22 protein-coding genes are annotated in these 22,172 nt (G+C 62.2%); 4 read left to right on the top strand and 18 right to left on the bottom strand.

Translation table 11 applies throughout. From position 1 onward, the window contains the following. Positions 1 to 504 precede the first annotated feature (504 nt). On the top strand, positions 505 to 2,880 hold the full coding sequence (locus tag ACFQND_RS23755) for a DUF1631 family protein (protein ID WP_371440011.1): 2,376 nt from the start codon (positions 505 to 507) through the stop codon (positions 2,878 to 2,880). Positions 2,881 to 2,923: 43 nt separating this feature from the next. Here ACFQND_RS23755 and ACFQND_RS23750 read toward each other — a convergent pair whose 3' ends face one another. The 3 genes from ACFQND_RS23750 to ACFQND_RS23740 form a co-directional block, all read right to left on the bottom strand. Further along, a complete protein-coding gene (locus tag ACFQND_RS23750) occupies positions 2,924 to 4,255 on the bottom strand; it encodes a TAXI family TRAP transporter solute-binding subunit (RefSeq protein ID WP_371440085.1) in 1,332 nt (443 codons plus the stop codon). Between the two features lie 189 nt (positions 4,256 to 4,444). Continuing rightward, positions 4,445 to 4,885, bottom strand: a complete 441-nt coding sequence (gene cueR / locus ACFQND_RS23745) for a Cu(I)-responsive transcriptional regulator (RefSeq protein ID WP_371440010.1) — start codon at positions 4,883 to 4,885, stop codon at positions 4,445 to 4,447. Further along, positions 4,882 to 7,302, bottom strand: a complete 2,421-nt coding sequence (locus ACFQND_RS23740; protein WP_371440009.1) for a heavy metal translocating P-type ATPase — start codon at positions 7,300 to 7,302, stop codon at positions 4,882 to 4,884. The genes cueR and ACFQND_RS23740 overlap by 4 nt, the downstream gene beginning before the upstream one ends. A gap of 183 nt (positions 7,303 to 7,485) precedes the next feature. Here ACFQND_RS23740 and ACFQND_RS23735 point away from each other — a divergent pair, with 183 nt between their 5' ends. After that, positions 7,486 to 7,680 carry a heavy-metal-associated domain-containing protein gene (locus ACFQND_RS23735; RefSeq protein ID WP_371440008.1) on the top strand — a complete coding sequence of 65 codons (195 nt, stop codon included), beginning with the start codon at positions 7,486 to 7,488 and terminating at the stop codon, positions 7,678 to 7,680. A 60-nt stretch (positions 7,681 to 7,740) separates the two neighbouring features. On the opposite strand, the gene ACFQND_RS23730 is transcribed toward ACFQND_RS23735, so the two are convergent. The 7 genes from ACFQND_RS23730 to ACFQND_RS23700 form a co-directional block, all read right to left on the bottom strand. Then, positions 7,741 to 8,088: a copper-binding protein gene (locus ACFQND_RS23730; RefSeq protein ID WP_371440007.1), complete on the bottom strand. Its 348-nt coding sequence runs from the start codon at positions 8,086 to 8,088 to the stop codon at positions 7,741 to 7,743. A gap of 12 nt (positions 8,089 to 8,100) precedes the next feature. Further along, positions 8,101 to 8,586 carry a DUF411 domain-containing protein gene (locus ACFQND_RS23725; RefSeq protein ID WP_371440006.1) on the bottom strand — a complete coding sequence of 162 codons (486 nt, stop codon included), beginning with the start codon at positions 8,584 to 8,586 and terminating at the stop codon, positions 8,101 to 8,103. A 17-nt stretch (positions 8,587 to 8,603) separates the two neighbouring features. Further along, positions 8,604 to 9,104: a cupredoxin domain-containing protein gene (locus ACFQND_RS23720; RefSeq protein ID WP_371440005.1), complete on the bottom strand. Its 501-nt coding sequence runs from the start codon at positions 9,102 to 9,104 to the stop codon at positions 8,604 to 8,606. A gap of 22 nt (positions 9,105 to 9,126) precedes the next feature. Then, positions 9,127 to 10,539 carry a multicopper oxidase domain-containing protein gene (locus tag ACFQND_RS23715; protein WP_371440004.1) on the bottom strand — a complete coding sequence of 471 codons (1,413 nt, stop codon included), beginning with the start codon at positions 10,537 to 10,539 and terminating at the stop codon, positions 9,127 to 9,129. 32 nt (positions 10,540 to 10,571) lie between these two features. After that, complete coding sequence (locus ACFQND_RS23710; RefSeq protein WP_371440003.1) at positions 10,572 to 11,990, bottom strand: TolC family protein; 1,419 nt, start codon at positions 11,988 to 11,990, stop codon at positions 10,572 to 10,574. An 11-nt stretch (positions 11,991 to 12,001) separates the two neighbouring features. Beyond that, on the bottom strand, positions 12,002 to 12,319 hold the full coding sequence (locus ACFQND_RS23705; RefSeq protein ID WP_371440002.1) for a hypothetical protein: 318 nt from the start codon (positions 12,317 to 12,319) through the stop codon (positions 12,002 to 12,004). A 111-nt stretch (positions 12,320 to 12,430) separates the two neighbouring features. Next, positions 12,431 to 12,859: a hypothetical protein gene (locus ACFQND_RS23700; protein ID WP_371440001.1), complete on the bottom strand. Its 429-nt coding sequence runs from the start codon at positions 12,857 to 12,859 to the stop codon at positions 12,431 to 12,433. 120 nt (positions 12,860 to 12,979) lie between these two features. Between ACFQND_RS23700 and ACFQND_RS23695 the strand changes: the two genes are divergently transcribed. Then, a complete protein-coding gene (locus ACFQND_RS23695; protein ID WP_371440000.1) occupies positions 12,980 to 13,459 on the top strand; it encodes a Cd(II)/Pb(II)-responsive transcriptional regulator in 480 nt (159 codons plus the stop codon). 15 nt (positions 13,460 to 13,474) lie between these two features. Here the strand turns inward: ACFQND_RS23695 and ACFQND_RS23690 are convergent, their stop codons facing one another. The 8 genes from ACFQND_RS23690 to ACFQND_RS23655 all read right to left on the bottom strand — a co-directional run bounded on the left by ACFQND_RS23690 (position 13,475) and on the right by ACFQND_RS23655 (position 20,231). Then, positions 13,475 to 13,765, bottom strand: coding sequence for a hypothetical protein (locus tag ACFQND_RS23690; protein WP_371439999.1), 291 nt, complete (start codon positions 13,763 to 13,765; stop codon positions 13,475 to 13,477). Positions 13,766 to 13,781: 16 nt separating this feature from the next. Next, positions 13,782 to 14,942, bottom strand: a complete 1,161-nt coding sequence (locus ACFQND_RS23685) for an MFS transporter (RefSeq protein ID WP_371439998.1) — start codon at positions 14,940 to 14,942, stop codon at positions 13,782 to 13,784. A 252-nt stretch (positions 14,943 to 15,194) separates the two neighbouring features. Next, positions 15,195 to 15,977 carry an amino acid ABC transporter ATP-binding protein gene (locus tag ACFQND_RS23680; RefSeq protein WP_371439997.1) on the bottom strand — a complete coding sequence of 261 codons (783 nt, stop codon included), beginning with the start codon at positions 15,975 to 15,977 and terminating at the stop codon, positions 15,195 to 15,197. After that, on the bottom strand, positions 15,961 to 16,614 hold the full coding sequence (locus ACFQND_RS23675) for an amino acid ABC transporter permease (protein WP_371439996.1): 654 nt from the start codon (positions 16,612 to 16,614) through the stop codon (positions 15,961 to 15,963). Before ACFQND_RS23675 ends, ACFQND_RS23680 begins: the two co-directional genes overlap by 17 nt. A 93-nt stretch (positions 16,615 to 16,707) precedes the next feature. Next, a complete protein-coding gene (locus ACFQND_RS23670) occupies positions 16,708 to 17,370 on the bottom strand; it encodes an amino acid ABC transporter permease (RefSeq protein ID WP_371439995.1) in 663 nt (220 codons plus the stop codon). A 142-nt stretch (positions 17,371 to 17,512) separates the two neighbouring features. Then, positions 17,513 to 18,313 carry a transporter substrate-binding domain-containing protein gene (locus ACFQND_RS23665; protein ID WP_371439994.1) on the bottom strand — a complete coding sequence of 267 codons (801 nt, stop codon included), beginning with the start codon at positions 18,311 to 18,313 and terminating at the stop codon, positions 17,513 to 17,515. Then, complete coding sequence (locus tag ACFQND_RS23660) at positions 18,310 to 19,089, bottom strand: GntR family transcriptional regulator (RefSeq protein WP_371439993.1); 780 nt, start codon at positions 19,087 to 19,089, stop codon at positions 18,310 to 18,312. The genes ACFQND_RS23665 and ACFQND_RS23660 overlap by 4 nt, the downstream gene beginning before the upstream one ends. A gap of 146 nt (positions 19,090 to 19,235) precedes the next feature. After that, positions 19,236 to 20,231, bottom strand: coding sequence for a Bug family tripartite tricarboxylate transporter substrate binding protein (locus tag ACFQND_RS23655; protein WP_371439992.1), 996 nt, complete (start codon positions 20,229 to 20,231; stop codon positions 19,236 to 19,238). A gap of 149 nt (positions 20,232 to 20,380) precedes the next feature. Between ACFQND_RS23655 and ACFQND_RS23650 the strand changes: the two genes are divergently transcribed. Next, positions 20,381 to 22,147, top strand: a complete 1,767-nt coding sequence (locus ACFQND_RS23650; protein ID WP_371439991.1) for a long-chain fatty acid--CoA ligase — start codon at positions 20,381 to 20,383, stop codon at positions 22,145 to 22,147. Positions 22,148 to 22,172 lie beyond the last annotated feature (25 nt).

The following is a 22,172-nucleotide window of genomic DNA, read 5'->3' as shown; positions in this document are numbered from 1 at the left end:
TTTCGGATTAAGGCTTTGTACTTCATATAAGCCATGGAGATCTTACGGTTCCAGCCTTGATCGTGTGCGGAGATTGTTGGCATATTCACGAATTTTCTGGCCTATGGAGTACGGGTTTTCCCGGCGCCCGTTCAGGGCTGTTGAAGCGATGCACGGCCTTCGATAGCCGGCAAGGCTATGGCCAGGCGATGTTTGTTCACAACAAATTCCCATGGCCGTCACCCGGGATTTTTATGGCGCCAGGTAACCAGGTGTAAGGTTTTGGGGGCGAGGGTGATGCGGTTTTCTATTGGAGGGTGCACTGTTTCATTGCTATTTGGCATGTAAGAAATGGTTACTGGACGCGCCGTCGAAGTAGATGAACATTGATGTTGCGGCGCGCTTGTGGTGAGTGGTGCCGGTGAAGTGCATCAATCGTGCTGCTGGCCGCTATCATCTGGACTTCCCCTCTGCTTCAGTCTTTTTCGCTCCCTGGCCTGAAAGTGCAATCCCAAAACCATGACCATGAGCAAGTCCCCGCAAGCCCTTACCGCCGCTTACCAAGCCTGTCTTAACGAAGCATTCCGGCAGTGCCCGCTGTTGATTTCGCGTTGGTGCAGCAAGCTGGTGGATGCTCTGTATGAGCGCTCGATGTTTGTTTCTGAAAGCTCGGAAAAACGCCAGCTCCAGGATGCCATTTCGGCACTCAAGAAGAACCAGTCGGTGATTGAGCAGGGTTTTGCGACTGTGCTGACCAATGCGATTGCCGATGACACAAAACCTGCTGTCGCCAAAAAAGCGGACAAGACCAGCCGTTCATTTTCATCCCTGAGTTTTGACGACCTTGAGTTGATGGGGGACAACCAGGTCCAGGAAACCGTCGACAGCGCACGCCTGCTGCAAATCGTTTCACTGGCTTGTGAAGCCGGGCTGGCCGGGCTGTCCGCGCGCCTGAGCACGGCCCAGGGTTTCAGTTCGGTCAAGGCCGACAAGAATCCCCTGCGACCCGAAATTTTCTGCCAGGCCTTGATGAAGCAACTGCAGGATCTCCCCGCGGACAACCTGGCGCGTTCGCGCTGGTTGATGCATGGCGCCCAGCTCATGGGCAGGGAGTTGCAGTCGCTGTATGTCCTGCTGAGCGACCAACTGACAGAGCAGGGGATCGCGCCGGCCGCTTATGGCGTGATCCCTTCGCATGCAGATAAAACGGCCAGGCCAGCCGGCCCGTCAGGTCCGTGGCATGACCAGGCGGGGTTGATGGATGCGCCTGGCGCCCCTGCTTCTGGATATTATGGTCACAGCGGCTTCGTTCCCGTTGGCCGCGCACCAGGCGCTGCGCAAGCCAGATCCGGCAATGACGCATTGCTGACGCTGGACCACCTGCACCGCCTGCTGGTGGGCGATTACGACGAATCCTTCAAGGAGAGCCTCCTGCCGTCGGGCTTTGAGCAGATGGCGCAACAGGAGTTTTCGCATACCGTGCCGGCTGCCATGGATGTCCTGGCCGAACTCAAGGAAAAGGGCATTGCCTCGAGCCGGGCGAAAAGGGCTCGCGTGGCGCCGCCTTTGCCGCTGGCGCAGATGCGGGCGCAACTCAAGACCGAGGCCAAGAGCCTGGGCCAGTCGCTGGCCATCGAGGTGGTTGGGCTGATGATCGAGCAGATGGCCAGCGATCCACGGTTGTTGGCGCCGGTGCGGCAGATCATTGCAGATGCAGAGCCGGCTTTTTTGCGGCTGGGCGTGAATGACCCCCGCTTTTTCAGTGACAAGAACCACCCCGCCAGGCGCCTGCTTGAAGTGATCACGGCCAAAAGCCTGGCGTACTCCAGCGAAAACGCGGCAGGTTTTGCCGGGTTCATGCAGGACCTGCAGGATATCGCGCCTCTTTTGACGGAGGAGCATGCCAGCGATGCCCAGCATTTCGCCACGCTGCTGAAAACTTTTGAAACCAGCCAGGCCCTGCGCAGTTCGGGAAACAATGAATCACAAAGCCTGGCCGTGCAGGCCCTGCTGCAGGCGGAGCAGCGCAACCTGCTGGCCGAAAAGATAGCTGCGGAAATCCGCGCGCGCCCGGATTTTGTCAGCGGCAACCGTGTGGTCACGGCTTTCCTGACCGGCCCATGGGCGCAGGTGATGGCGCGGGAGCGCCTGTCCGGCGAGCACGGCGGGCCCGAAACCAAAAAGGCCGAGTTCAGCCTGACATTGGGTGAGATGCTCTGGAGCCTGGATCCTGCCCAGACCTCGCGCCATCGCAAGCGGCTGGTCAAGATCATTCCCGGCATGCTGGAAGGAATACGCGCGGGGCTGCTATCGATCGACTACCCGCTGGCAGATTCCAAACAGTTTTTTGACGAGCTCATGCAGGTGCACCAGGCGGCATTGAAGGCCGAGCCCGCGCCTGTCGATTCCAGGTCCAGAAGCCGGCAAGACCTTGACGAGGCGTTTGACGCCAATGATGAAACCACACGCAAAAAACCGTGGCTCGCCCCGAAGGAAGCCCAGAACTCCGGGTTCATGGATGATCTTCCTGCCACTACCAAACCCGGTTTTGAAGCTACCAGGCCCGAGGAGAGAGAGCCTGCTGCGACCGCCGCCCCTGTCCGGCCAGAGCCAGGCGAAGGCGTGGAGTTGCGCCTGGGCGCCTGGGTGGAGTTGCTCCATGACACGCAGTGGCTGCGTGCGCAGCTGACCTGGATCAGCCCTTACAACACCCTGTACATGTTTACCAGCGAAGGCGGCCGCACGCACTCCATGACCGGCCCGCTGCTGCAGTATTTGCTGCTGCAGGAACTGGTCAAGGTCATCAGCCAGCAGGGTGTGCTCGACGGCGCGCTGGACAATGTGGCCCGCACAGCCATGCGCAACAGCGTGAGTGGCGCGGACGGCAGCAGCAGGCTGTAGCACCGCTCAAGGCCGGCAAAACGGTAAGGCTGGCGCGCCGCTTTCAGTCCGTGGCAGTTTCTGCGCGCAGCAGCTTTTTCCTGACCAGGTGGATGTTGTTGCGCAATGCGTATAACTCATCGGTATAGGACAGCGGCACGCTGACTTTCTCGACCCGGCTGTCAAGCTGGTTGAGCTCACGCAGCAGTGCGCCGCAGTCCTCGGTTTCACTGCGCACCTCTATGCTGCGCAGCTGGCCGTACCACCTGAAAATGCGCGAGCGCACCCGGAAGGCATACAGCGGCGGCACGATGCGCGACAGCGGCAGCAGCACGGCGATGATGATGCCCATGACCAGCCACATGCGCTCGATCAGGTTGGCCACCCAGAACGGCAGGTAGCGCTGCAGCAGCGGGGAGTCGTTCTTGATGGCGCGTTCGGCTTCCTTGGCAATCGGCAACTCGTTGTTTTCAATATTCGGGTACTCGCGGGCGTGCTTGAACCAGCCCGCCTTGCCATGAATCTGGTTGCCCGCCTGCGCAAACAGCTGCAGCAACGCCGGGTGGGTGGTGGTGCGGGTAATCAGCGCAGTGGTCGGCGCCACCAGCCGCACGTCTTCGGGCGGCACATTGCCGGCCAGGTCCACCATGCCGCGCGGCAAACGCACCGGGCTCAAAAATGAAAACCGGCGCGAGTAGGCTTCACTCTGCGCGAAGTTCATGAGCTTGACACCCGGTGTCTGCAGCAGCATTTGCACCATCAGCGATTCGGGGGCCGAGGCAAACACAATCGCGTCCAGCTCGCCGCCCAGGAACGCCACCGTGGCCGGTGTTTGCGCCAGCCTGGACAGCCGCAGGCTGGCCGGGTCAATGTGGTTGCTTTCGAACAACCTGTTCATGAGGCGGGGCACGCCGCTGCCGGGGGTTCCCACGTTGATGCGCAGGCCCTGCAACTGGGTCAGGGCTGACAGGGTGCCGGTCGGGGTTGCCTGGCGGGCGGACTCTTCGCGGTAAAAAAGCCACACGGGCTCTACAAACAGGCTGCCCAGCGATGCCAGCTTTTCCTCGTCTTCTTCGCTGTAATCGTTGCTGCCGCCCTGCACAAAACCCAGGTCCACCTTGCCTTCCCGCAAGAGCTTCAGGTTGGCAGCCGAACCTTCGGACGGGTGCAGCACCACTTCAATGCCCTCGGCGGCCAGCGCCTTGGCGTAGCGTTTGCCAAATTCGTCATAAGCACTTTGTGCCGGGCCGGTGGCCAGGGTCACGCGTTTGGGCGGGTTCGGGTCCAGCCACCAGTAAGCCAGTGCCAGCAGCGTGACGGCCAGCAGGATAAAGGGACCGGCGGAGACCACCAGATCACGCAGCGACAGCAAGGTGTAGCGTATGGTTTTGGGCATGCGCAACCATAGCATGGTCACGCCTGTGAGGCTCCGGTTAACTGTTTCTGAATTTATAGGAAAAAGGCTTGCAGCCCTTTAAAAATGAGCGCAAGCAGCTATAGAAGATATAGCGAAAGAAGGGTGCCCAGAAGTCCTGCAGCAAGGGGCCATTTTTATGCCGTGCCGATCTGGTGCCCCTTGCACGTTTCACTTCTTGCCGGCGGGCGCGGGTTCTTTCCCCAGCTCATCCAGAATCGGGCAGTCCGGCCGCTGGTTGCCCTGGCAGCAGTGGACCAGGTGTTCCAGCGTGTGTTTCATGGCCTGCATCTCGGCCATGCGCTGGTTCAGGTCGTCCACATGTTTGATGGCAATGCGCCGCACGTCGGCGCTGGAGCGGCGCCGGTTTTGCCAGAGCTTGAGCAGGTCGGCAATCTCCGCCATGCTGAAACCCAGGTCACGCGAGCGTTTAATAAAGCGCAGGGTGTGCACTTCCTTGTCGCTGTACTGGCGGTAGCCCGAGTCCGTGCGGTGCACGCTGGGTAACAGGCCTAAGGACTCGTAGTGGCGCACCATCTTGGCGGAAACCTCCGACTGGCGCGCGGCTTCGCCAATATTGAAAGGGCCGGCCGGGAGTGGGTTCATGGTCATGTGTTGCTTCCTTTCCAGCGGCGCAGCATCAGGGCGTTGCTCACCACACTGACGCTGCTGAATGCCATGGCGGCGCCGGCGATCACCGGATTGAGCAGGCCGAAAGCCGCCAGCGGGATGCCGACCACGTTGTAAACAAAAGCCCAGAACAGGTTCTGGCGAATCTTGGCGTAGGTGCGGCGCGAGATATCTATGGCGTCGGCCACCAGGGCCGGGTTGCCGCGCATCAGGGTCACGCCGGCCGCATGCATGGCCACGTCGGTGCCGGTGGACATGGCGATGCCCACATCGGCCGCTGCCAGCGCCGGTGCATCGTTGATGCCGTCACCCACCATCGCGACGGCCAGGCCGCCGGCCTTGAGTTCGGCGATGATCCTGGCCTTGTCTTCGGGCAGGACTTCGAAGCGGATGTCATCCAGGCCCAGTTGCCGGCCCACCATCTCGGCGCTGCCGCGGTTGTCGCCGGTTACAAGCACGGCGCGTACACCTTGTTCGTGCAATTTGGCGACAGCCAGTGCGGCCGTGGTTTTGAGCGTGTCGCCAAAAGCCAGCAGGCCCAGCAACACGGGCTGACCGGTCACGTCAGCCACCCAGGACACGGTGCGTCCCTGCGCCTGCAACTCGCTGGCCCGGGCCGTCAGCATGCCCAGGTCTACCTTCAACTCCTCCATGAAACGGGTGCTGCCCAGACGCAACTCACGCTGGCCGACCACGGCCGCCATACCGCGGCCCGCAATCGCCCGGACCTCGGTGGCCGGCATGGGCTGCAGGCCTTCACGGCTGGCGGCCTCCAGCACGGCACGGGCCAGCGGGTGTTCGCTGCCGGCCTGAATCGAAGCGCTGGCGATCAAAAATGCCGCGTGGTCACCGTTCACGGTGTCGGCCGCCACCAGCTCGGGTTTGCCTTCGGTCAAGGTGCCGGTTTTGTCGAAAGCCACGATCTTGATCTTGTGGGCGACTTCCAGCGCTTCCGCGTCCTTGATCAGAATGCCGTGCCGCGCGGCCACGCCGGTACCCGCCATCACCGCCGTCGGCGTGGCCAGGCCCAGGGCACAGGGGCAGGCAATGACCAGCACCGCCACCGCATTGAGAATGGCGGTTTCCCAGTTGCCGGTGCCCAGGCCCCAGCCCAGCAAGGTGAGCAGCGCGATGCCAATCACCACCGGCACAAACACTTCGCTGACCCGGTCCACCAGGCGCTGGATGGGCGCCTTCTTGGCCTGGGCCGACTCCACCAGCCTGACGATGCGGGCCAGGGTGGATTCCGCGCCTATGGCCGTGGTTTCCACCACCAGCAGGCCTTCGGCATTGACCGAGCCGCCGGTGACCTTGTCCCCCGCGTGTTTGGCAACCGGCAGGCTCTCGCCGGTGATCAGGGACTCGTCGATCTGGCTGGAGCCTTCGATCACCACGCCGTCCACCGCTACCCGTTCGCCGGGCCGGATCACCACCTTGTCGCCTTTGAGCACCTGGCTGATCGGCAGCTCGATGTCCTGGCCGTCGCGCCGTACCCGTGCGGTCTCAGGCCGCAAGGCGTTCAGCGCACGTATGGCTTCGGTGGTCTGGCGTTTGGCCCGGGTTTCCAGCCATTTTCCGAGCAGCACCAGGGTGATCACGACGGCCGAGGCCTCGAAGTAAAGGTGTGGCATGCCGTGATCGCGATGGGCCCACAAGAGGTAGACACTCAGTCCATAACCGGCAGAGGTGCCCAGCGCAACCAGCAAGTCCATGTTGCCGGCCCGCGCCTTGAGCGCTTTCCAGCCAGAGCGGTAAAAACGGGCGCCCAGCCAGAACTGCACCGGGGTGGCCAGGGCCAGTTGCAGCCAGCCGGGCAACATCCACCCGGAACCCCACAACAGGCCGAACATGGGCAGGACCAGCGGCACGGACAGCGCAGCCGCCACCGCGACTGGCCACCAGTCGTTGGCGGGTTTTGTGCTGGCGGTGGTGCTGGAGCCATCCTGCGTCACGGGGCTGGCGCTGTAGCCAGCTTTGTCGACCGCAGCGATCAGGGCCGCGAGGTTGTTATCCCGGCCGACAAACCTGACCTCGGCGGTTTCGGTCGCCAGGTTCACTTCGGCCGAGGCCACGCCGGGTACTTGCTTGAGGGCTTTTTCAACGCGGGACACGCAGGACGCGCAAGTCATGCCGTCCACCTTCAGTTGTACCGACTGCTCACGCACCGAATAACCGGCTTTGTCGACAGCCGCGCGCAACACCTGCAGCGTGACTTGTTTGTCGGCCTTGACACTGGCCATCTCGGTGGCCAGGTTGACGCTGGCTTCGCCCACGCCGGGGACGGCGGTCAACGCTTTTTCTACCCGTGACACGCAGGAGGCACAGGTCATGCCTTCTACTGGCAAAGTCCAGTCGGTTTGTTGCAAGGGGGTTGCTATCGGCAGGGCTGCGGTGTTCATGGGGCTCCTCGGGTGTTGTGCCGTTTGACCGGCGATGAGGCAAGTGTCAAGCTTCCCATAATGGTAAGGTCAAGGGGCTTGAGATCAATCCCCCGGGTGTCATGTGGGTATGGCGCGACAGGCTTTGACCTTACCATGGGGGCAAGGTTTAGAGTCAGGTTTTCCATCTTTCCAGGAGTACCCATGATTGAATTTGAATTGCAAGACATGACCTGCGGCCACTGCGCCGGCATGGTGAACCGCACCGTCAAGCTGGTCGATCCAGAGGCCAAAGTCGAGGTGGATGTGGCCAGTAAAAAGGTCAAGATTGAGTCCAGCGAGGACCGCGCGGCCTTTGTCGAGGCGTTGACGGAGGCGGGTTACCCGCCTGCTGCGTAAGCGGCATTTGTCCCCAACACCCACCCGGCCTGATGTTGGCCTGGTGGGTTTTTTTGCGTCTTATTGGGCCAATTGGATATCGGTGACCACAAAGGCCGGGCCGGCCTTCTCGGCGCGGAAACGAATCTTGTCACCGGCCTTGACCTTGTCCAGCAAAGCCGGGTCCTTGACCTGGAACACCATGCTCATGGGTGGCATGTCGAGGTTTTTGAGTTCACCGTGTTTGATGCTGATTTTTTTGGCGTCCTTGTCCACTTTGCGGACTTCGCCTTCGCTCAGCTCGGCAGCGGGCTGCGCAACTTCTTTGCCGGGCTCGCTGGCCGGCGTGTGCATGTGTGCAGTGGTTTGCGCGTGGGCCGCGCCGGCCAGCAGGGCGGCCAGCAGCAACAGGGTGTGGCGTGATGTCATGTGTTCTTCCTTTCAGGATTTGGCAGGTGTTTTGGTGGGGTAGTCTTGAAAGACGCGGGTGTCGCCGTTTTTCAGCACCAAGAGCACTTTGTAGGGGTCCTGGCGGCCACCGTAGATGGGCCCATCCATGCCCGGCGAGCCGACCGGCATGCCGGGCACGGTCAGTCCCAGGGCTTGCGGCCGTTCTTTCAGCAGCCGTTGGATATCGCGGGCGGGCACATGGCCTTCGACCAGGTATTTGCCATCGACCAGGGCGGTGTGGCAGGAGCCCAGTTTTTCCGGCAGGCCCAGGCGTTTTCTGACCGCGGCATTGCCGCTGTCGTGTACAAGCACCTGGAAGCCGTTGTCCTCCATGTGTTTGACCCAGTCGGCGCAACAGCCGCAGTCCGGGTCTTTCCAGACCTCGACCTGCGGCCGGGTTTGCGCCATCAGCGCGGGTGTGAGGGTGCAGGCGCCGGCCAGGCCGGCGAGGGTTTGAAGCAGGTAGCGTCTTTTCATCTTTTGCTTTCTTGAGATTAAGGGTTTGCAGTCACGCTGATTTTTCCGACCATGCCGGCCTGGTAGTGGCCGGCGATCAGGCAGGCAAAGTCAAATTCGCCGGGCCGGTTGAAGGTCCAGACCAGCTCGCCGGACTTGCCGGCGGCGACGTGGGCCATATAGGGTTCGTCATGCGCCATGCCGGGAAACTTGACCATCATGGCGGCATGTTTGTCGAGCTCGTCCTTGGTGCCAATCACCATTTCGTGCAGGATGTTGCCTTGGTTGCGGATCACAAAACGCACGGTCTCGCCTTGTTTGAAGACCAGCTTGTCCGGCGTGAAACGCATGTTGTCGTCCATCGTCAGGGTCACGGTGCGTGTCGCCGACTTGGCGTCGCCCGCCACGCCCCAGGCTTTTTGTTCGGGCGCGCCGGCCGCGGCTTTGGGCCCGGCATGGCCTTCATGGGAAAAAGTGCTTGTGGCCCCCGCCAGCAGGGCGCAAGCAGCTACGAATTTGAGAGCGTTTTGAGTGTTCATGGGATTCCTTGGGTCAATAAAGTCAGTGGCCGGCATGGCCTTGGGGTTTACGGATCTGCACTTCGATGTCTTTGGCCGGCCTGTTGCGCAGCGGCATGGACTTGCCGCCCTCGGCCGCAAAACGTGCAGGATTGGGCAGGCTGCCAGTCCATTCATAGGCCACTTCACCGGCCGGATGCTGGTACCAGCCCGGGTCTTTGTAGTCGCCGGGTTTCTGGTTTTTGCGCACCTTGAGCACGGAGAACATGCCGCCCATTTCGACCGAGCCGAAAGGCCCGGCGCCCGTCATCATGGGCAGGGTGTTGTCGGGTAGCGGCATTTCCATCTCGGCCATGTCAGCCATGCCGCGTTCACCCATCACCATGTAGTCGGGCAGCAACTTGCTGATCTCGCCGGCAACTTTGCGGTGGTCCACCCCAATCATGGTGGGCACCTCGTGGCCCATGGCGTTCATGGTGTGGTGGCTCTTGTGGCAATGAAAAGCCCAGTCGCCTTCTTCGTCGGCCAGGAACTCGATCTGCCGCATCTGGCCCACCGCGACATCGGTTGTGACTTCCGGCCAGCGGCTGGTTTTGGGCGTCGGGCCACCGTCTGTGCCGGTGACAGTGAACTCATGCCCGTGGATATGAATCGGGTGGTTGCTCATGGTCAGGTTGCCGACGCGGATACGCACCTTGTCGTTTTTGCGCACCACCAGCGGATCGATGCCGGGGAAGAGCCGGCTGTTCCAGCTCCACAGATTGAAGTCCAGCATGGTCATGATCTTGGGTGTGTAGGCGCCGGGGTCGATGTCGTAGGCATTGAGCAGAAACACAAAGTCGCGGTCCACCTCGTCGATCAGCGGGTGTTGGGTTTTGGGGTGCGTGATCCAGAAACCCATCATGCCCATGGCCATCTGTGTCATCTCGTCGGCATGTGGGTGGTACATAAAGGTGCCGGGCCGGCGCGCCACAAATTCGTAGACAAAGGTTTTGCCCGCCGGAATGGCCGGTTGGGTCAGGCCCGAGACACCGTCCATGCCGTTGGGCAGACGCTGACCATGCCAGTGCACGCTGGTGTGTTCGGGCAGCTTGTTGGTGACAAAAATACGCACGCGGTCGCCTTCCACGACTTCGATGGTCGGGCCGGGCGACTGACCGTTGTAACCCCAGAGGTGGGCCTTGAAGCCGGGCGCCATTTCGCGCACCACCGGTTCGGCCACCAGGTGGAACTCCTTCACGCCCTGGTTCATACGCCAGGGCAGGGTCCAGCCGTTGAGCGTCACCACCGGCTTGTAGGGCCGGCCGGTGTTGGGCAGCAGCGGCGCCATGGTGTCGGGGCTGGTCTGCAACACGGGTTCGGGCAGGGCGGCCATGGTCACCTTGCTGACCGAGGCGGCGGCCACGGCGCCGGTCAAGGCACCGGCACCCGCCAAAAAGTTTCTTCTGTTCGTCATAAGTAGTCCGTTGAATGAGGTGATGCCGCGGCTCAGTGCGCAGCGGCGGCAGCAGCACTGCCTGCAGAGGAAGACAGGGCGGCTGTCGCGGCCGGTCGGCCGGTCAGCGAGGCGGCGAGTGCGGCGTCGGCCAGCCAGAACTGCTGGCTGGCGTTGATCGCCGCCATCACGCTGCTGATCTGGTCACGGGTGTCGGCCAGGAGTTCGAAGACACCGATGAACATGCCGTTGTAACGCAGCATGTTTTCTTCGGCCATGGTTTTGCGCAGCGGCACAATTTCATCGCGGTACAGCGCGGCCACGTCGTACGCCGTGCGGTAGGCCGAATAACTTTCACGAAGTTGCGATGAGGCATTGCGCACCGTGTTGTCATAACGGTTGGCCGCCGCCAGCGATTGCGCATTCATCGCGTCGCGCTGCACATTGCCCCAATCGAAGAGGGGCAGGCGGATGTCGAGTTCAAACCCTTTGCGCGCGGTGCTGGTGCCTTTGCTGTTGTCAAACACCGTGTCCCGGCGAATGCCCAATTCCACATCGACCAGGCTGGTGAGCAGGTTCAGCCCCTGGGATTTGCCGGCGATGTCGAGCTGGTTGCGCGCGAGCTGCACATCCAGCCGTTGCTCGGTGGCGCTGGTATTCACCACCGCCGCAGGCCGCGCTTCTTTGGGCAGGTCGGGCAGGCGTTCTGGCAGTTTCAGCTGCGTTGCCTGGCTGTCGCTCAAGCCCAGTTGCCGCACCAGCTCTTCCCGCGTGGCCGTGGCCGCGTGTTGCGCCAACGCCAGTTGGGCGCTTGCATCGGCATAAAAACTTTGCTGGCGGGCGCGTTGCAGTCTGGTGAAGTTGCCCACCTGCTGCATGCGCCGCGCCAGTTCCGCGCTGGCCTGCGCCGTGCGGTTGACCTGGTTCGCATAGTGCAGGTTTTGTTGCGCGGCCACGGCGCGTACCCAGGCCTGGCGCACCTGGGTGACTTGCTCCACCACATTGGCGCTGAGCTGCACCTTGGCCTGCGCCACCTGGCCGCGCGAAATGGCCTGGCGCTGTGGCAGCGTCAACAAATCCAGCAGCCCAAACGACAAGAGTCGGCCCAGTTCCAGTTCGTCACCGGCGCGTATCCGTTCAAAACTGAAGATGGGGTTGGCGATGCGGCCGGTCTGCCTGGCCTGCGCCAGGTCGGCCCAGCTTTGGGCCAGCAGGGCTTGTACGGCCGGGCTGTTGGCCAGGGCGAGCTGAACGGCGTCGTCCATGCGCAATGGTTCTGCCAGCAACTCGCTGCTGAGTTTGCGGCGCGCTTCCTGCTGCTCGGCCGTGCGGCTGAGTTCCAGCTTGCCCTGGGTGAAGCTCTTGCGCTGGCTGTTGGTGTCGTTGATAGCCTCGTCCATCCCGACCGAAGCGCAGCCGGCCAGCACCAGACAGGCCGTGGCCAGGGCGGTGTATCGCGCTATTTGTTTCATGGGTGCGCCGCTCATGGTTTGGCGTGTCCGGCGTGCGGATCGGCTTGAGGTGCGGCAGCGGGTGACGCGGCGGCTCGGCCTTCCTTGGCGTAGGCGCGCCAGCCGCCGTTGCGGTCCACCTGTTCGTTGGCGGCTTTCCAGGGTGCGGTTTTTTGGTCGGTGTAGGGCTGGTAGTTCTCCAGCGCGGAACGAAAGGGCGCCGGCGCAGCCTGGGCTGGTGTGTTGGCCGGCGGTGGTGCTGCCGGTGTCTGGGCCTGGGCGATGCTGGCCCACACAGGCAAAAGCACAAGCAGCCCGACCAGCGGTTTTGAAATAAAACGGATGTCCACAAAAGTCTCCTGAAATACAAGCGGGCGATTGAAAAAATCGCGGTGATCCGGGCAGGGCGGCGTGGGCCGCGCGTGCCGGAGGCTGGTACAGACCCAATACGGGCCTGGGCTTCAGGAAATCGGTGGTTTTTGGCCCAGTGCAGCAGGTGCACTGGTGAATTGCGCTGCCATGGCGCGGGGCTGCGTCGGGGCATTGAACGAGGTGTTCAGGCCCAGCGCCACGGGCGACAGCGCAACGGTGTGGCAAGCCTGGCAGGCTTCGCAGGTATTGCAATGGCCGTCATGTGCATTGCCGGACTGGGCTGACTGGTCATCGGCCTGCTCCGCACAGTCATGCAGGGCCTGCGCCGGTGCATGGGATGCCATTTCATGACCGGAATGGCTTGCAGCCACCGGTTCATGCGCGTGACCAGCTATAACTTCCATAGCGGATTGCTGGTGCTGCAAGGGGGCTGTTGCCATGCTGGTGGCCATCGCATCACCGAGCCAGCCGCGCAGGGGCAGCAGGACAATCAGGAGGGCGAGCAGCAAATGACGCATGGGCTAATGATAGTGGGTGGCAGGGAAAGTTCAATAACAAGGGGAATTTGTTTGTTGCATTTGAAGTTTTTTTAAAGCAGAACTACCATTGGAAACCATAAAGTAGCTTTAAGGTTAAGCATGGCTTCACTCCATCCGAAAACACCTGGTGCCTACCAGATTGGCGAAGCCGCCGCCCTGAGCGGCGTGTCCAGCGCGAACATCCGTTTTTATGAAAAGGAAAAGCTTCTCAGTCCCCAGGGACGGGGCGACAACAGCTATCGGTTTTATAGCAATGGCGATATACACCAGCTGCGCTTCATCCGGCTCTGCCGAGCGCTGGACATGTCGCTGGACGAGGTGCGCACCTTGCTGGGGCTGGACCTGAACATCAAGGCTGACTGCGCCACGGCGCGTGTTGCGCTGGACGGGCACCTGGGCCATGTGCGGGCACGGCTGAAGGAGTTGCGGGCGCTTGAAAAAGACCTGAAAGCCCTGCGCGACCGCTGCGACGGCACGGATGCACATTGCCACATCATCGAGGCGCTGCACGAGCAGGCCGACAGCCTGCCCCTGCCGCCTGTTCAGCCGGCGGCCCCGGCCCGCAAACGTCACGTCTGAGGGCGGCGTTTCTTTTTAACCGGGCTTCAGGTTTTTCTGGAGCTGAAGCTGCGCCTTGTCCAGCCACATCTGCAGGCTGTCCAGCAAGTCCTTGTGGCTGAATGAGCAGCTTTCATCGGTGAACAGCGCGCTTGACTCCAGCCGGTCCAGTAAATTCAGCAGGACTTCGTTGAAGCGTTCAGGCAAGGCCTGGGCCAGCACTTGCTGGCTGCGGGCCAGGTTCGAGAACGCGACCACGCCCAGTGTGCCGGCACTTACTTGCTGCAAAGCGGTTTGCAGGTCCTGGTGTTGTGATTCAGGTGTCATATGGTGTCCTGTGATATCAGCTTGGATTGGGGACGGCGGGACATGCCGCCGGTGCACGGTCGAATACAAGGGTCAGGATGGCCAGCAGGCCAAAAGGTGCGCCCACCCATCCGAGATGGGCAAAGCCTACGCTGTCAATCAGTGCGCCGCTGATGACCGCGCCAAGCGCCGTGCCGATATAAAGCATGGAACCGTTCAGGCTGAGCAGCAAGGGCGCCTGCGCAGGAGACAGGCTGGCCAGCCGGCTTTGCTGCGGCGCCATCAGGCCAAAACCTGCGATACCCCAGGCCACCAGGGTTGCCAGCGTCGCAGGCACATTGCCCGCCGTCAGGGGCAAGAGGCACATCGTGGAGGTCAGCACCGCCAGCTGTACGAGTATGGTTTTAAGCGCGCCAAAACGGTCATTGGCCCAGCCGCCCACCAGCGTGCCGGCCACGCCGGCCAGGCCGAACACGGCCAGGGTCACGGACAGTTGTGTCGAGCTCATGGGGTTCAGTGTCAGCAGCACCGGACCCACATAGGCGAACACGCTGAAGATGGCGATAAAAAACAGCAGCGTGCGCAGCCACACGCGCAGCACGGCGCCTTGCCGCGCCGCAGCCCTGAAGCCCGCAAAGCTGCTGCCCGCGCTGGCCATGCTGGCGGGGATCAGCCAGCTCGCGGCCAGCAGCACGGCAAGGCTTGCGCCCGCAGACAGCCACACCGGCACGCGCCAGCCGTACTCAAGGCCCAGCCATGCACCCATGGGCAGGCCCACCGCATAGCTGATGCTCATGCCCAAAAAAGTAATCGACAGCGCCCGGCCGCGCAGCGCCGGCGGCACCATGCTCACCGCCAGTGCCGATGCGGCGGCCGAGAACATGGCGCCCGCACCCATCAGCACGCGGCCCAGCAGCAGGGTGGTCAGGTCGGGCGCCAGTGCCGACACCAGGCCGCCCAGCGTAAAAAACCCCAGGGCAAGCTGGATGGCGCGCTTCCTGGACCACTTTGCCGTCAGGATGATCAGCACGGGCGCGAGCACGGCAGTGGCCACGGCATAGGCCGTCATGACCTGGCCGGCTGCTGCAACGCTGATGCCCAGCGCCGCGCCTACGGGCTGCAAAATGCCGCCCAGTACAAAGGCACTGCTGCCGATCACGAGGTTGCACAGTGCGAAGAAATAAAGGATGCGGGGCATGGTGTGGGCAGGCGGGGAGTGAAAATCGCCTGGACAAGGCAAAAATACATGTCAAATAGCTGTCTGGCCCCCGGTGAATGGGCGCAGCCAGCTATCAAAAAAGAAGCGCGCCTGCTGGCTTTATCAGCCCCGGCGGGCCGGGCGGTTTTGGCAGAAAGGCGTGCGCCTCCTGCATTGTGCCGGGAAGGGCGTGATGTTGCTGGCCTGAGGTGACCGCGCGCCTGGCGCCCGGTTTTCCGGCCTGGTCGCAGTCTAGTCGTTCAGCGAGGACAAAAACTGTTTGAGTTCAGGCGTTTGCGGATTGCCGAATACTTCCGCGGGCGGCCCCATCTCGTGCACACGGCCCTGGTGCATGAAGATCACGCGGTCCGAGACCTTGCGGGCAAAACTCATTTCATGCGTCACCATCAGCAGCGTCATGCCCTCGTCGGCCAGGCTCTCGACCACGCGCAGCACTTCACCGACCAGTTCGGGGTCCAGCGCCGAGGTGATCTCGTCGCACAGCAGCACGGCCGGCTCCATGGCCAGCGCGCGGGCAATCGCCACACGCTGCTGCTGGCCGCCCGAGAGTTGCTCGGGCATGGCATCGAACTTTTCGGCCAGACCAACGCGGGTCAATAGAAGCCGCGCCTGCGCGGCGGCAGCCTGCGGATCGGTTTTTTTCACCAGCGAAGGCGCCAGCATGATGTTTTTGCCGACCGTCAAATGCGGGAATAAATTGAAGCTCTGGAAGATCATGCCCACGCGCTGGCGCAGTTCGCGCATGGCCATGGCGCTTTCATGCAGCAGGGGTTTGCCGTCGACCGTGAGTGCACCTTCCTGGAAAACCTCCAGGCCGTTGATGCAGCGCAGCAGCGTGCTTTTGCCCGAGCCGCTTTTGCCTATGATGGCGATGACCTCGCCCGGCCTGACCTGCAGGTCTATACCCTTGAGCACTTCGTTGGCGCCGTAGGATTTGCGCAGGGCGGTGATTTGCACGATGGAGCGCGCAGGCGCCTCGCCGGAAGTGGCGGTTTGTTCAGCGACGGCTTGCATTGATTTTCCTTTCCAGGACTTTGGCGTACAGGCTGATGGGGAAACACAGCGCAAAGTACAAAAGGGCTATACAGCTGTAAACCACAAAGGGCTTGAAGGTGGCATTGGTGATCATGGTGCCGGCTTTGGTCAGCTCGATAAAACCGATGACGGACGCGAGCGCCGTGCCCTTGACCACCTGCACCAGGAAGCCGACCGTGGGCGGCAGCGCGATCTTGACGGCTTGCGGCAACACCACGTGCTGCAACTGCTCGCGAAAGCTGAGCGCCAGGCTTTGCCCTGCCTCCCATTGCCCTTGGGGAATCGCCGCCACGCAGCCGCGCCAGATTTCAGTCAGGTAGGCGCTGGTGTAAAGCGTGAGCGCCACGGATGCGGCGACCCAGGCGGATGTCTTGACGCCAAACAGCGCCAGGCCAAAGTAGGCCAGGAACAGCTGCATCAGCAGCGGCGTGCCCTGGAATAACTGCACGTAGCCGCCGACCAGCCGGCCCATGCCCCTGGCTTTTGAGAGCCGCGCAACCAGCAGCAGCAAGGCCACCAGCCCACCGCCGATAAAGGCAATCAGCGACAACACCACGGTCCAGCGCGCGGCCAGCAACAGGTTGCGGAAGATGTCCCAGACGGTGAAGTCAACCATGATCAGGCCTCGCGCCGGGCCGCCCCAAGCGGGCCTGCGCCCCCCCAAGGGGCAGTGAGTTACACGTAGTGAGTGAGGGTGGGGGCTGCATGGTCACCTCCCGAATAAAAAGCGCGGACCAAGCCAGTTGAGTAGCTGCCGTACACCAATAGCCAGCGCCAGGTAAACCAGCGTCGCGACGATATACGCTTCAAAGGCGCGGAAGTTGCGGCTCTGTATCAGGTTGGCGGCGTAACTGAGTTCCTCTGTCGAGATCTGGCCGCACACGGCCGAGCCCAGCATCACGATGATGATCTGGCTCACCAGCGAGGGCCACACCTTGCGCAGGGCGGGCGGCAGCACCACCCGCACAAAGGTCTGCATGCGGTTGAGCGCAAGGCTCATGGCGGCCTCAATCTGCCCCTTGGGTGTGGCATCAATGCCGGCGCGAATGATCTCCGTCGCGTAGGCACTGAGGTTGATCACCATGGCGATGATGGAGGCAAGTTCGGGCGAGAGTTTGATGCCCGCCGCAGGCAGCCCGAAGAACACAAAGAACAGCTGCACGATGAAGGGCGTGTTGCGTATCAACTCAACATAGGTGCCCACCACCGCCTTGAGCCAGACTGAGCCGTGCGAGCGGGCCCAGGCAAATGCCACGCCAACCACCACGCCGATCACGGCCGAAATAACCGTCAGGCCCACAGTCCAGGCCACGCCTTTGGCAAGCAAAGGCCACTGGCTTAGCACAGCGATGAAATCAAGTTCAACACGCATCTAGTGGCACCTCGAAAAAAAAATGGGGGTTTCCCCGTCCGAAGCCAGTGCTGTCGCGGAACTGGCTCTGCCAGGCCGCAGACAGCGTCCCCTGCAAGGGGAGAGGGGGCTACGCGCAGCGAGCCCCAACAGGGGTGTGCATTTATTGCGGCAGGTCTCCTGCCGGGCGGCCCAGCCATTTGACGGCCATCCTGTCGAGGTCGCCGGCTTTTTTGCCGGCGGCAATGATCTCGTTGACCTTCAGGCGCAGCTTGTCTTCGCCCTTGGCCACGCCGATAAAGTTGGGCGAGTCCTTGAGCAGCAGCTTGTATTCGGTGTTCAGTTGCGGGTTCTTGGCCATCATGTTGCCGGCAACGGAAGCGCCGGTGGCAATCAGCTGCACCTGGCCTGCGACGAAGGAGGAGACGGTAGCGTTGTTGTCTTCAAAACGCTTGACGTCCGTGCCTGCCGGGGCGAGTTTGCTCAACTCCTGGTCTTCGATGGCGCCGCGCGTCACGCCCACGCTTTTGCCCGCCAGGTCGGCAAAACTCTTGATGCTCATGGACTTTGGCGCAAAGACGGCCTGGAAGAACGGTGAGTAGGCCGCGGTGAAGTCGATGACCTTTTCACGCTCGGCATTTTTGCCCAGGGTGGAGATCACCAGGTCGGCTTTGCGTGTTTGCAGGTAGGGCACGCGGTTGGCGCTGCTGACGGGGGTGAGCTCAATCTCCACGCCGAGTTTGGCCGCAATGTAGTTGGCCATGTCGATGTCCAGGCCCTGCGGCTTGAGGTCGGTGCCGACAAAACCGTAGGGCGGGAAGTCGGTGGGGATGGCGATGGTGATTTTTTTCGCCTTCATGACCTCGTCAAGTGCGGACTGTGCCTGCGCGCCGGCGGCGAGCAGCAGGGCCGCCGCAGCGATGCCAAGGGAAAAGAAACGTTTTGTGTGTGTCGATGGTTTCATAACAAGGCTCCGAGGTAAGTTGAGGGTTCATCAAGGGGTTTGGCCGCACCCCGGCGGGTTTTGGCTGAGCTTGTATGCAAGTCTTGTGCCGTTTTGACTGCGGGTGGCGACAGGGGGCTCAGGGCGTTGCGCAGCTGCGCCAGCGGATCGCCGCTGGCCGGGTGCAGCTTGAGCGTGGCCTGGACGCTGCCGATATGGGCCTGCATGAGTTTTTCGGCCAGCACCAGGTCGCCCTTTTCGAGGGCCTGGACTATCCTGACGTGTTCATTGCAGGACTGCGCCGCGTCGTGCGAGGACTGGTAGAGCATGGCGATCAGCGTGGTGCGCGCGGTGAAGTCGCGCAGCGTGTCGGCCAGCAGGCTGTTGCCCAGGCATTCGGCCAGGCACACATGAAAGTCGCCGAGCAGAAAGCTGCGCAGGCCGACGTCGCTGCCCCTGATGGCGGCCTTCTCCTGGCTGAGGTGGCTTTTGAGCTGCCTGACGGCGGCCTTGCTGACTTCGGGTGTGCAGCGTATCAGGCCCATTTCGATCACGCGCCGCGCCTCGAAGGCTTCACGCGCTTCCTCCTGCGACGGCTCAATGACGTACCAGCCGCGCCGGCTGCTGACGGTGACGATGCCGCGGGCTGCCAGCTGGTTTAGGGCTTCGCGCACGATGGTGCGGCTGCAGTCAAACAGCATGGCCAGTTGCTGCTCGCCCAGGCGTGAACCGGGGGCAAGCTTTTGCGCCATCACGGCTTCGATGATGCGTTTGCTGATGTCGGATGCGGTGGCCATGCACAAGGCAGTGCAACTCCCGTGCCACCGATTTTCAGCAGGAAATCCCCGGAGTCAGCCTGGTTGCCAGGCTGGTATACAAGTTATGGGCACCAGTCTGGCGTTTATGTGCTGGAACATGCACCAGGTTTGGGTGTGCGGCGCCCTCAGTCCAGTTTGGCGCCCGATGCCTTGACGGCCGCTGCCCAGCGCGGCATCTCCGCTGCCAGGAACTGGGCAAACTCATCGCTGCCCATGAAGGCCGGGTCGGCGCCCTGGGTCACCATGCGGTTGCGGATGTCCGGGTTGGCCATGACCTGCTTGAAGGCATCGCTCAGTTTGGCGGTTACGTCTTTGGGCAGGCCGGCAGGTGCCAGGAAACCATAAAAACCGACCACTTCAAAACCCTTGACGCCTGATTCAATCACGGTGGGCACATCCGGCAGGGCCGGGTTGCGTTCCTTGCTGGTGACGGCCAGGGCGCGTACCTTGCCCTGCTTGTGATAGTTGGCTGCCTGCGGGATCGACTCGCCCATGAACTGCACCTGGCCGCCCATCAGGTCGGTAAACGCCGGGGCGCTGCCGCGGTAAGGGATGTGCACCATGAACAGCCCGGTGGCGTTCTTGAACATCTCGGGCACCAGGTGGCTGATGCCGCCGTTGCCGGCCGAGCCGTAGTTGATCTGGCCCGGCCGCTCGCGGGCGTAGCTGATGAATTCCTTCAGTGTCCTGACCGGCAGCTTGGGGTTGACCAGCAGGGCCAGCGGCTGCATGGCGGTGCGGGCAATGGGCGTGAAGTCCTTGAGCGTGGCATAGGGCAGCTTGCTGTACAGCGCCGGGTTGATGACCATCACGCCGGTGTTGGCCAGCATCAGCGTGTAGCCATCGGGTGCCGCTTTCATCACGTCCTGAGCTCCCACTGTGCCGCCGGCGCCGGACTTGTAGTCAATGATGATGGGCTGGCCCAGCACCGCCTGCAGTCTGTCGGTGAGCAGGCGGGCGTGCTGGTCCAGCGGGCCGCCGGCCGGAAAGCCGATCACGACCCTTATCGGCTTTTCGGGAAAGGCGGCAAATGCGCTGGCGCTGGCCGCGAGCAGGCAGGCGCCCAGCAAAGCCTGGCGGGAATGTGTGCGGAAGCTTGAAAGGGCATTGAAAAAACGCATGGTGTTTCTTTGTAAAGACGGCTGGTGGCAATGCTTCATGATAGTGATTGCAGGTCGCTGAGGCGACACTGTTTTATCAGGTGCTTCCCCAATGCAGGGCACGCGCGCTGCGGTTACGCTGGAGGCGCCCAACCCACCGGAGTTCTTCCTTGCCCCAGCCTACAACTACCCGCCAGAACCTGCACTACAAAGTCTGGCCCAAGCGGCTGCCGCGCAGCATCTCGCCGCCGGCCACTTCCCTGTGGCACAACCTGGCGGTCAGTGCGCTGCGTTTTCCCGACAAACCCGCGCTGGTGTTTTTTGACAAGGTGTTGAGTTATGCGCAGGTCATGCAGCAGGCCGAGCGCCTGGCCGCCACCCTGCATGCGCAGGGCGTCAAAAAGGGTGATCGCGTGGCGCTCTACATGCAGAACTGCCCGCAATGGGTGATCGCGCACTTTGCCATCCTGCGGGCCAACGCCGTGGTGGTGCCGGTCAATCCCATGAACCGCGCCGAAGAGCTCAAGCACTACATCACCGACCCCGACACCAAAGTTGCCATTGCGGCGGCTGATCTGGCGCCCGAACTGGCCCGGGCCAGTTCGCAGCTTGAACCCGCGCAGCGCCTGACGACCCTGATCGTGTCGCACTACAGCGATGCGTTTGATATCGCTGCGGCCGGCGACGCAATGCCCGAGGCCTGGCGCGACTGGCTGGGAGCTCGCCATGATTTGCAGGTGTTGGATGGCGGCAGGGTCATGGCCTGGCAGGATGCGCTGTCGTTCACCACCGATAGCTTGCCCGCGCACAGCGTGGGGCCGCAAGACCTGGCCGTGCTGCCCTACACCAGCGGCACCACCGGCTTTCCCAAGGGTTGCATGCACACGCACGCCAGCATCATGCATAACGCCGTGGCCGGCTCGCTGTGGGGCAACAGCACGTTTGAAAATGTTGTCTTGTCGGTGGTGCCCATGTTCCACATCACCGGCATGGTTTCGGTGATGCATACGGCCATCTACGGCGGCGCCACGCTGGTCATCATGCCGCGCTGGGACCGTGAACTGGCCGGGCGGCTGATCTCGCGCTGGCGCGTGACGCACTGGGCCAACATCCCGACCATGGTGATAGACCTGATGGCCAGCCCCAACTTTCCCGCCGGGCCGGTGCAGGCAAAAGACGGTACGCCTGCTGCGGCAACTTCGAGTTTTGACCTGAGCAGTCTGGTCTACATAGGCGGCGGCGGTGCGGCCATGCCGCAGGCCGTGGCCCAGCGCCTGTGGGAGCAATACGGCTTGCGTTACGCCGAAGGTTACGGCCTGACAGAAACGGCAGCACCATCGCACAGCAATCCGCCGGATGCGACCAAACAGCAATGCCTTGGCGTACCCTTTCTCAGCTGCGATTCCCGCGTGATAGACCCGCTGACGCTGGAGGAAGTGCCGCAGGGCGAGCAGGGCGAAATCATCATGAGCGGACCGCAAATATTCCAGGGCTACTGGAAGCGCCCGGACGCGACCGCCGAAGCCTTCATGGAGCTGGACGGCAAGCGGTTTTTCCGCTCCGGTGACCTGGGGCATGTGGATGAAGAGGGCTACTTTTTCCTCACCGACCGGCTCAAGCGCATGATCAACGCGTCGGGCTTCAAGGTCTGGCCTGCGGAAGTGGAGGCGCTGATGTTCAAGAACCCGGCGATCCAGGAGGCCTGCATCATCGCTACGCATGACGCCTACCGCGGTGAAAGCGTCAAGGCCGTGGTGGTGTTGCGCGCTGCCGCCAAAGGCAAGACCACCGAGGAAGACATCATCAACTGGTGCAAGGACAATATGGCGGCCTACAAATACCCGCGTGTGGTGCAGTTTGTCGATGCACTGCCGAAAAGCGGCTCGGGCAAGGTGATGTGGCGCACCCTGCAGGAGGCGGAGGCCGCAAAAACCTGAATTTGGCCTCCTCAGGCCCAATTTC

The sequence above is a fragment of the Polaromonas aquatica genome, assembly GCF_042659145.1.
In the GTDB taxonomy this organism is placed as follows: Bacteria; Pseudomonadota; Gammaproteobacteria; order Burkholderiales; family Burkholderiaceae_C; genus Polaromonas; species Polaromonas aquatica.
Note: the sequence above shows the minus strand (reverse complement) of the source record. Positions and strands in the feature narration are given on the sequence as shown.